The 10664-nt window shown below is 57.6% G+C and carries 6 protein-coding genes and 1 pseudogene; 2 read left to right on the top strand and 5 right to left on the bottom strand.

The features are described from left to right. Positions 1-101 (top strand): annotated as a pseudogene (locus tag PY793_RS09400) (biopolymer transporter ExbD); the annotation flags it as partial. A gap of 16 nt (positions 102-117) precedes the next feature. After that, entirely contained in the window at positions 118-1347 is a 1230-nt protein-coding gene (locus PY793_RS09395; protein WP_275177825.1) for a tetratricopeptide repeat protein, read from the top strand. Between the two features lie 69 nt (positions 1348-1416). Here the strand turns inward: PY793_RS09395 and PY793_RS09390 are convergent, their stop codons facing one another. The 5 genes from PY793_RS09390 to mrdA all read right to left on the bottom strand — a co-directional run bounded on the left by PY793_RS09390 (position 1417) and on the right by mrdA (position 10646). After that, on the bottom strand, positions 1417-2907 hold the full coding sequence (locus tag PY793_RS09390; RefSeq protein ID WP_275177834.1) for an efflux transporter outer membrane subunit: 1491 nt from the start codon (positions 2905-2907) through the stop codon (positions 1417-1419). A 54-nt stretch (positions 2908-2961) separates the two neighbouring features. Continuing rightward, on the bottom strand, positions 2962-6117 hold the full coding sequence (locus PY793_RS09385) for an efflux RND transporter permease subunit (protein WP_275177824.1): 3156 nt from the start codon (positions 6115-6117) through the stop codon (positions 2962-2964). 4 nt (positions 6118-6121) lie between these two features. After that, the gene (locus PY793_RS09380) at positions 6122-7312 is read right to left on the bottom strand and encodes an efflux RND transporter periplasmic adaptor subunit (RefSeq protein ID WP_275177823.1); all 1191 of its coding nucleotides are present in this window, start codon (positions 7310-7312) and stop codon (positions 6122-6124) included. 252 nt (positions 7313-7564) lie between these two features. Further along, on the bottom strand, positions 7565-8719 hold the full coding sequence (gene rodA / locus PY793_RS09375) for a rod shape-determining protein RodA (protein ID WP_275177833.1): 1155 nt from the start codon (positions 8717-8719) through the stop codon (positions 7565-7567). 4 nt (positions 8720-8723) lie between these two features. After that, positions 8724-10646, bottom strand: coding sequence for a penicillin-binding protein 2 (gene mrdA, locus PY793_RS09370; protein WP_275177832.1), 1923 nt, complete (start codon positions 10644-10646; stop codon positions 8724-8726). Between the last annotated feature and the right edge of the window lie 18 nt (positions 10647-10664).

Here is a 10664-nt window from a genome sequence, read left to right as displayed (position 1 = left end):
TGGCTGATTACAGGACTGTTGTCCATGTCATGGCCGATGCCCAGAGGCTGGGGGTCACCCAGATGGGTATCGTCGGGCAGGAACAGTTCGTCGATCAGTAAGGAAATGAAGAAGATCATGACCATGCGTTTTGTGCGGGGCCTTCTGTGCTCTGCGGCTGTTTTCTCTCTTGCCATTCCGGCAGTGCAGGCGGCGGATACACTAGGCCAGCCTGTGGGCGTGGCATTGCAGCAGGCCCAGAGCGCTCTTGCTGCGCATAATTATGCCAAGGCCATGGACGCTGTGAACAAGGCAGACGCAGTCGCGGGTAAAAGTGCGTATGAGGATTACACCATTGCGCAAATGCGGGCTGCTGTGGCCTCGCAGGCGGGTAATGTGGCTCAGGCGACCGCCGCGTATGAAAAACTGATCGCCTCCTCCCGCACACCGCGTATTCTGAAAAACCAGATGCTGATGTCTGAAGGGAGCATGGCGTATAATGCCAAGGACTACCCCGGGGCAGCTGTGGCCATCCAACGTTATCTTAAGGAAGCTGGCCCGAACCCGGCAATGGAAACATTGCTTGCACAATCTTATTATCTGCAAAAAGACTATGCCCACACACTCAGCGTTCTAACGCCGATTGTGTCCAGAACGCTCAGGGCCGGGCAAAAACCAGTGGAATCGCAGTTGCAGATGCTGGCGGCGAGTGCAACTGCCCTTAAGGATTCCACCACGGCAACGCATGCTTATGTTCTGCTGGCGACCTATTACCCCAAAAAGGAATACTGGGCGCTCTTGCTGCATGAACTGGTCGTGAATACAAAAATTCCGGCATCCTTGCAGCTTGATGTGTATCGTATTCGTCTGGCGGCAGGGGATATTTCCACTGCACGCGATTTTATGGAAATGACAGAAATCGCCATGCAGCACCGTATGCCCCAGCTTGCACTGGACCTGATGAATCAGGGATACCAGCAGGGCGTGCTGGGGCAGGGGCCAGAAGCGCCCAGACAGGCACGTCTGAAGGCAATGGTGGAAAAAACCGTTGCGGTCAAAAAGCAGTCTCTCGAAGCGGATGAAAAAACCGCTCTGGCCCAGACATCGGGGAATGAACTGCTGAATGTGGGGTATAATTACGTCCTGTTCGGGCAGGCGGCCAAGGGGCTGGCGCTTATGCAGCAGGCCATTACCAAAGGGGTCGCAGACCCCGATATTGCCTGCCTGCATCTTGGTCTGGCCCAGATGCAGGCAGGTAACAAAGCGGAGGCCGTACAGGTTCTCAGGAGTGTTGCCGGGGATAAAGGCGCTTATGACATTGCTCAGCTCTGGGTGCTTCGGCTGGGGCAGGCAACTGCCAGACATTAAATGTAAGCAGGGTAGGGTTTATAAAAAAGGCCGCTCCAGAGCGGCCTTTTTTATTTGATCAGGTTTGGCTTATCCGGCCTTGGGGGAGCCTGTCTGTGGAGCAGGCTGCGGTACTGTGTGGGAGCGGGAGGAGGTCTCCTGCCAGCCACCGCCCATTGCGCGGTAAATGGTGACAAGGTTCTGGTATTTTGCAACAGCAACCGTAATCTGGGATTGTTGGGCCTGTAGATAGTAGCGCTGTGAATCCAGTGTGGTCAGGTAGGAATCTGTTCCGGTTTCATAACGCAGTTTTGCCAGACGGTAAGCATCACCTGAAGCGAAGACCAGGTTATCCATCTGCTTTTTTTCGTCCAGATAGGCTTTGCGGGCGGCAAGTGCATCGGCCACTTCGCGGAATGCGCTTTGCACCGTTTTTTCGTAGGCGGCAATTTTACCGTTACGGGTTGCCTTGGCTACCTTGAGGTTACCGCTGTTCATACCCCATGTCCAAAGGGGAATCTGGAGGCTGGGGTTCAAACCCCATGTGGTTGCTGCTGCCGTAAACAGCTTGTGGAACTGCAAGCTGGAAACGCCGTCTGTTGCCGTGAGCGTCAGACGGGGGAAGAAAGCGGCGCGTGCTGCCCCGATACTGGCCTGAGACGCCAGAAGGTCATGCTCTGCCGCTGCGATATCGGGTCTGCGGGTCAGCAGGTCTGATGGCAGGCCAGCAGGCAGGTCAGCCAGAATGGACTGTTTGCCCAAAGGCAGGGGTGCGGGCAGGTTTTGTGGAATGGGCGCGCCAATAAGCAGGGCTATCAGGTTTTCGTCCTGTTCCACCTTGCGGCGGGTATCGGTCAGCAGGGTGGCACTTTGCTGCACCTGTGTTTCCAACTGCCGTACGGTCAGCAGGTTTTCTTCTCCGTGGGCGTATTTATCCTGTGTCAGCTTCAGGCTGTTCTGCTGGCTGACCAGTGTGCTTGCCGCCAGCGCTTGCGTATCCCGGTCGCCCAGCCAGGTAATATAGGCCATGGCAACCTGCGAGACGACGCTGATAACCATGCCACGCATGTTTTCCTGCTGGGACAGGGCACGTTCGGCGGCCTCCTTGGTCAAGGAGCGGATGCGTCCGAACAGATCAATCTCGTAGGAGGAAAAACCAATCCCGCCGGAATAGTACCGGAAGGGATCGCGGGCCATGCCACTGCCGGTTTTGTTGGTATCCAGCCCAGGTGCAAAGCTAAGCCCCGCCGCATCGGATGGTGCCTGATACATAGGCCCACCCGTGGCGGAAATGGTGGGGAACAGGCCTGCGTGCTGCACGTCATACTCGCCCTGTGCCGTGGCGATATTGGCGGCAGATGTGCGCAGGTCCCGGTTTTCGCGCAGGGCAATGGTGATCAAGGCTTGCAGCCGTGGGTCTATAAAGAACTCACGCCAACCAACATCTGCTGCCACTTCTGGCAACAGCTTGTCCCCGGTTTTGGCATAGTCGGGCCATGTTGTAGCCAGCGGAGGTGTGGGGCGCGTGTATTTGGGGATCATGGTACACGCGGAGAGTGCCTGCGTTGCTGCAACGGCCATAACAACAGCGCGGAGCCGCAGGGAGCGACGGAAAAAGGACTGAGGAGCCATATCTTATTCGTTCCCTGTTGCAGTCTGGGCGGGTGGTGTGGCCTGTTCGCGTTCGCTGATGCGTTTGACATGAAAGGCACGCAGCACCAGAACAAAAAAGACAGGCACAAAGTAGACGGCCAGAAGTGTTGCGGTGGCCATGCCCCCGACTACTGCGGTGCCAATGGCCTCGCGGGATGCGGAGCCTGCCCCCGAAGCAAGCGCGAGGGGGAACACCCCCACAACGAAAGCGATTGAGGTCATGAGAATGGGGCGCAGCCGTTCGCGTGATGCGGTAATAACTGCGTCTTCCAGAGGTTCTCCCCGTTCAAAGGCGGCTTTGGCAAACTCCACAATAAGAATGGCGTTTTTAACAGCCAGACCAACGGTGGTGAGCAGCCCGACCTGAAAATACACGTCGTTGTTCATGTCCCGCCACAAGGTGGCGGCAATGGAGCCCAGAATCCCCAGAGGGATAACCAGCATGACCGCAAAGGGAATGGCCCAGCTTTCGTAAAGTGCGGCAAGGCACAACAGAATAACCAGACTGGCGAGTGCATAGAGTGGTCCGGTGGAGGAGCCGGAGGAAATTTCCTCAAACGAGAGGCCGGTCCAGTCGTAGCCTATGCCTTCGGGCAGCTTTTTCAGAATATCCTTGATAGCGGCAAGGGAATCACCAGAACTGTAACCGGGTGCGGGCTGGCCCAGAATTTCAAAGGCGTTAAAGCCGTTGTAATCCTCAACCTTTTGCGGGCCGGTCAGCCAGTACCCGTGAATAAAGGCATCCAGCGGGGCCAGCGTGTTGGTGTTGGTGCGGATGTACCATTTGTTCAGGTCCTGCGGCAGCATGCGTGAATCCATGTCGCCTTGAATATAAACCTGCTTTACACGGTCATTGCGGGTGAACTGGTTAATGTAGATCGACCCCAGAGCGCCTTCGATTGTTGTGTTGATGTCATTAATCGTAATGCCCAGCGCATTGGCTTTTTCGCGGTCAATATCCAGGTGATATTGCGATGCGTCTTCCATGCCATTGGGGCGCACGGCCAGCAGGCGATGATCTTTGCTGGCCAGACCGAGTACCATATTACGCGCAGCCAGCAGTTTTTGGTGCCCGAGGTGTCCACGGTCTTCCAGTTCAAGGTCAAACCCTGTGGCGTTGCCCAGTTCCAGCACGGCTGGTGGGTTGATGGCAAAAATCTGGGCGCGTGGGTCAAACCAGTAATGCATCATGATCCGCCGTGCGATGGCGGCTGATGTCTGGCTTGCAAGAGGGCGCTTTTTCCAGTCTGTCAGGCGGATAAAGAATGCGCCTGAGTTCTGGCCCTCCCCTGCAAAGTTAAACCCGCTGATGGCGTAAACAGATTCCACAAGTCCGTTCTCGGACTTCAGGATATAGTCCGTAATTTCGTGATTGAGCTTTGTGGTCTGCTCCATGGGCGTATTGGGAGGCAGGGTGACCTGCCCAAAAATAAGCCCCTGATCCTCATCGGGCAAAAAGCCGCTGGGCAGGCGGGTAAACAGATAGCCCGCCAGTGCGCTAATCAGCAGGAAACAGGTAATGGACAGCGCTGTTGAGGAAATAAGCCTGCGCACACCCCTGAGGTAACCATTGGTCAGGCGTTCAAAGTTGCGGTTGAACCAGCCAGCAGGGCCGGTTGTTTTAACATGGGCGCCGGGTTTGAGCATGGTGGCGCACAAAGCGGGCGTAAGCACCATGGCTACAAGAACGGACAGCCACATGGCGGAGACAATGGTAATGGAAAACTGCCGGTAAATAACTCCGACCGAGCCGGAAAAAGCCGCCATGGGCAAAAACACGGCGGTCAGCACCAGCACAATGCCGATCAGCGCGCCTGAAATTTCGTCCATGGAAACACGGGCTGCCTCGATGGGGGAGAGTTTTTTCTCCGACATCACACGTTCCACGTTTTCCACCACCACAATGGCGTCATCTACCAGCAGGCCCACGGCCAGCACCATGGCCAGCATGGTGAGCGTGTTGATGGAAAAGCCAAAAATGTTGAGCAGACCAAACGTACCCAGCAGCACGACCGGCACGGCGATGGTGGGAATAAGTGTTGCGCGGAAGTTCTGCAAAAACACCAGCATGACCAGAAAGACCAGCCCGATGGCTTCAAGCAGGGTAATGATCACCTCTTCGATGGAGAGGGTGATGAAGGGCTCCGTATCCAGCGGGTAAACGGTTTTCAGCCCGGGTGGGAAGAATTTTTCCAGATCATCAATTTTGGCACGGACTGCCGCTTCGGTCGAAATCTGGTTGGCGCCAGGGGCCAGCTTGAGCGCCATGCCTGATGCCGGGTGGTTGTTGTAGTAAGAGGCGGTGTTATAGGTCTGCGGTCCCAGTTCCACCCGTGCCACGTCCTTGATGCGGACCTGCGAGCCATCGGGCTGGACCCTGAGCAAAATCTTCTCAAACTCGCCAGCCGATGTCAGGCGGGTCGGGCCAATGATCGTGGCATCCAGACGGATGTCCTTACGTGCAGGCAGGCCACCGAGTTCACCAGACGAAACCTGAATGTTCTGGTTCTGGATAGCAGTTTCAACATCCCGCACGGTCAGGCTGTAGTTGAACAGCTTGTTGGGGTCCAGCCAGATGCGCATGGCGTATTCGGAGCCGAAGAGTGTGTGGTCACCAACGCCGGTTACGCGGCTGAGCGGGTCAGAAATATTGGAGGCCACATAATCGGCAATGTCCGAGCCGGTCATGGAGTTGTTGGTGGAAATAAAGGCCAGCACCAGCATGAAGTTCTTGACGGCCTTGGTGATGCTCAGTCCCTGAGCGGTCACTTCCTGTGGTAGTTTGGGCTGGGCAAGCTGGAGCTTGTTCTGCACCTGCACCTGAGCAATGTCGGGGTTTGTGCCCTGCTCAAAGGTCAGGTCAATTTCCATCTGTCCCGAAGCGTAGGACTGGGCAGAGATATATTCCAGATGATCCAGCCCGAACATCTGCTGGAGTATGGGGCGCACGACCGTATCGTTTACCGTATCGGCGGAGGCGCCGGGGTAGGTTACGGTAATGGCGATCTGGGGCGGGGCGATACTGGGATACTGGGCAATAGGCAGCCGCAGGATGGAAAGACCGCCAAACAGCATGATGATCAGGCTGATCACCCACGCAAAAATGGGTCGGTTGATAAAGAACCGCGAAAGCGACATGGATTTACTGCCCTTTTTGTGCAGGCTGTGCCGCAGAGCCGGGAGTTGTGTCGGTCTTGGGTTTGCTACCTAGCACCGAGACCTTCGCTCCGGGGGTTATTTTTTGCATGCCGCTGACCACCACGCGCTCACCAGCCTTGAGCCCATCTGTCACCAGCCAGTCGGTGCCGATGGCCATGCCGATCTGGATCTGGCGCAGGGCTACTGTGTTGTCGGGCTGCACAATCCAAACCTGCGGGTCGCCGTGGGTGTTATGGCTGACGGCTTCCTGGGGAACCAGCAGGGCGTTGGGGTCAATCCCCTCGTCAAGCTGAGCGTGGACATACATGCCCGGCAGCAGCAGCTTTTGCGGGTTGGGCATGATCGCACGTACAATAACGGTGGAGGTCGTTGTATCCACGTTAACTTCGGCCAGCGCCATGTGGCCTTTGAATTCGTAGGCGGAGCCGTCTTCCAGCGTCAGAATCACGGGGACTTCGCCATTGGCCTGACGTTTGATGCGGCCTTCTGCCAGTTCACGCTTGAGGCGCAAAAGGGTAATGGCGGGGAGGTTGACGTCCACATAAATGGGGTCCAGCCGGGTAATAATGGCCGTGTTGGAGGTCTGCTCGGCTGTAACAAGTGCACCCACCGTAATCAGTGTACGGCCGATCCGCCCGGAGATCGGGGCATACATCTTGGTGTAACCAAGGTTGACCTGAGCGCTTTCCACCTGCCCCTGAGCGCTCTGTATCTGCCCCTGAGCCTGCTTTTCTGCGGCTACGGCGTCATCATAATCCTGCTGGCTTACGGCGTGCTCACGCACCAGCTTCTTGTAGCGGCGAACCTTGGCCTTGGCTGTGGCATCAAGCGCCATGGCCTGAGCCAGTTGCCCGCGGGCGGTGTCGTACACGGCTTTGTAGCGGGCGGGGTCAATCTGGTAGAGCTGCTGGCCAGCCACCACGTCCGAACCTTCAACAAACAGGCGTTTGAGCACAACGCCTGTTACCTGTGGGCGAACCTGAGCAATTTCAAACGCATCCGTGCGGCCTGGCAGGCTGGTATGCACACTTATGGGCTGGGGTTGCATGGTTACAACACCCACGGCCTGATGTGGCGCCTGCGGTGCGCTCTGCTGGCGTTTGCAGCCTTCCAGCGCAAGCAGGGCAACCGTGCAAAGCAGGACCGGACGAAGAGAAAAAGTGTGTGTTGTCACTTTGGTGTGGCCCTGTGTGTTGAAAGGTTTTCCGCACATTTCAGGCTTGGTCAGGCAGTGCAGGAGATGGAAAACATGCCATTTCCTACCCTGATGGGAGCTTGAGCCGCAGGCCGTGTTGTGGAGAAAACGGAGTGGACAAATGAAGGTGAGAAAACAGTACTAAGTGTTACCTTTAACGTGCAAGCTAAAAGTGCAACCCCACCAAGTCAAGAGCAGATCAAACCAGAAACACAAGCTTTATTGCGGGTGTCAGGCTATGCGGCTGTTGCTTTCGTCCAGCCGTGTGTCCCTATGGACCCATGTTGAAAGGAGAAGCCCGAACCCCAGCATAACATTCAGCATGGCCGATCCCCCGTAGGAGACCAGCGGCAGGGGCACTCCCCCGACCGGAATCGCTCCCATGACCATGGAAAGGTTGACCAGACAGTAAAAGAAAAAATTCATGCTGATGCCAAGTGCAATCAACCGGCCAAAACGGTTGCGGCAGCGTATGGCCATGATCATGCCGCCCATAATCAGCAGCATTAGCAGGGCAATCACGGCGGAAGCACCGATAAAGCCCCATTCTTCGGCAATCATGGTGAAAATGAAGTCAGTCTGCTTTTCGGGCAGAAAGTTCAGCTGTCCCTGAGAGCCGTGCAGGTAGCCCTGCCCCCACATGCCGCCAGACCCAAGAGCGATCTTGGACTGGATAATGTTGTAGCCAGCCCCGAGCGGGTCGTTTTCGGGGTGGAGGAAGGTGGTAATGCGCGCTTTCTGGTAATCATGCAGGTGCCCGTAGGCAAACTGCACAAGGGAGGGAAGTGGCAGAATAAGCAGGATAATCTGCCACAGCCGCATGCCCGCCGTAAAAAACAGGGATGCGCCAATACCCCCGATAATAACCGCTGTGCCCAGATTGGGTTCCTTGAGCACAAGTCCAACAGGCACCAGCACCATAAAAGCGGGAGGAATAAGCCAGAGCGGGTTACCCATGCGGGCATAGTCCATGCGCGAAAACCATGTGGCCAGTACGGTCACAAGGGCGATCTTGGCAAATTCGGAAGGCTGTACCTGAAGTCCTCCGATCATGAGCCAGCGCTCGGCTCCCTTGCCAACATGGCCCATGTGCAGGACCGCGACGAGCAGCACAAGCGAGAGTGCGTACATCCCCCACGATGCGCGCATAAGCAGGTGGGGGGGGAGCATGGCAATGGTGACCATCAGCACAAGGCCAACGGCAAAACGTGCGGCCTGCGGGGCCGCAAACGGGTAAGGCACACCACCTGCGGCGGAATACAGAGTGACGTAGCCAACACCAGCCAGTGCGCAGATCAGCAGAACATAAAGCCAGCTTATCCGCCACAGCTTGGCCATCAGGCGGAAGCTGGGTTCAGCCCGCAACAGGCGTTTGTGGAATCGGATGGGGTTATTCAAAACTGTCATCCACAGCGGCCACGCTTTCTGGTGGGGGTGTGGTGTGGTTGGAGGGGTCACGCAGGAGCGTGTCGCGCATGATGTTGCGCGCCAGCGGTGCGGCGGCGTCCGCTCCTGCGTTGCCGTGCTCGATCACGACCGATACGGCGTAGCGGGGCGCGTCATACGGGGCAAAGCAGATGAACAGCGCGTGTGGCCGGTATTCCCACGGCAGATTGGCGGAGTTGAAGTGCCCGCTCTCACGCAATGCGCGGGAGACGTGGCGTACCTGAGCCGAGCCGGTTTTGCCCGCCATGGTCATACCGGGCAGGTCCAGCTGCGCTTTGGGGGCCGTGCCATGGGGTTCGTTCACTACGGCAAACATGCCTGCCCGCAGGGCTTCCAGATATTTTTCAGGCATGTTCAGGCTGGGCCAGTGCTCGGGGTTGGCCATCGGGCTCATCTCGCCGTTAATGGCGCGCATAAGGTGGGGCTGTACCGCCCGCCCGGTTGCCATGCGGGCCGTGTAGGTGGCCAGTTGCAGGGGGGTAACCTGTATGAATCCCTGCCCGATTCCGCTGACAATGGTATCCCCCCCATTCCAGTGGTGGTGGTGGGCCTGCCGCCATGCCGGGGTGGGGATCAGCCCCGTGCGGGTATGGGGGAGTTCAATATCCAGCGGTACGCCAAGGCCCATGCGGTGCGCGGTCTCGGCAATACGGTCCATGCCGATCCGGCGGGCAATTTCGTAAAAATAGACGTCACAGGAGTATTTGAGCGCCAGATGCAGGTCAACCGACCCATGTCCCCAGCGGGACCAGCAGTGGAAGCGTGTGCCCCCTACATCCAGATGGCCGGGGCAGAAAACCCGGTCGGTGGCGGAGATCAGCCCTGACTCCAGTGCAGCCATGGCCACGGCGGGTTTGAAGGTGGAGCCCGGCGGGTAAACGCCTGCCACAGCCTTGTTGATCAGGGGAGTATGCTGGTTGTTGGTCCATTCAATCCACTGAGCGTGGCTGACACCACTATCAAACAGGGATGGATCGAACGAGGGCGTGCTGACCATGGCCAGAACCTCGCCATTATGGCAGTCCAGCACCACGGCGGAGGCGGTCTGGTCTCCTATGTGATTGAGCACCCTTTGTTGCAGTCCGCGGTCTATGGTCAGGGAAATTTCTTCCCCCGGTACGCCTTCCTCGCGGTTCAGTTCGGAAATCACGCGGCCAACGGCGTTGACCTCCATTTCTACCGAACCTGCGGTGCCGCGCAGTTTTTCGTCCTGATTCTGTTCTATGCCCGCGCGTCCAACCCGCATGCCCGGCAGGGCCAGCAGGGTGGAATGCGCCACATCGCTCTCGTTAGGGGGGGCGACATAGCCGATAATATGGGCCAGCAGTTCCCCTTCGGGGTATACGCGGCGTGTGCCCACATCAATCAGCACACCGGGCAGAGAGGGCGCATTGAGCTCGATTCGCGCCATTTCATCCCAGGAGAGGAAGTCCCGCAGCATCACGGGTACAAACCGGCGCTGGTGGCGCATTTCACGCGCTATGCGGTTGCGGTCACGTTCATCAAGCGGGATCAGGGTGGAAAAACGCTCTATGGTGCCGGTTACATCGGTTGTCTCCTCCGGCATCAGGAGCGCGCGCCAGTTTTCCTTGTTGTTGGCCAGAGCAATGCCGTAGCGGTCCACAATGCGGCCACGTGGGGGGGCAAGCAGGCGCTTGCTTACACGGTTGTTGGCCGCCATGCGGGCATAGTGGTCACCATCATTGATCTGGATATGGTACAGGCGGCGCGCCAGCTCGCCCATGGCACCGGCCTGTACCGCCATGCACAGCAGGGCGCGGCGGGTAAATACGCCGCGCGCCGGGTCTTTCTGATCCCGGATCGGCATCAAGCGGCGGTTATCGCGTTTACGCCGCTTTAGCCACATGGGAACACCTCCCATGTG

Origin of the sequence: Acetobacter fabarum (genome assembly GCF_029069195.1) — a bacterium.
GTDB classification, from domain to species: Bacteria; Pseudomonadota; Alphaproteobacteria; order Acetobacterales; family Acetobacteraceae; genus Acetobacter; species Acetobacter fabarum_A.
The sequence above is the reverse complement of the archived record's forward strand: the minus strand, read 5'-3'. Positions and strand labels throughout refer to the sequence as shown.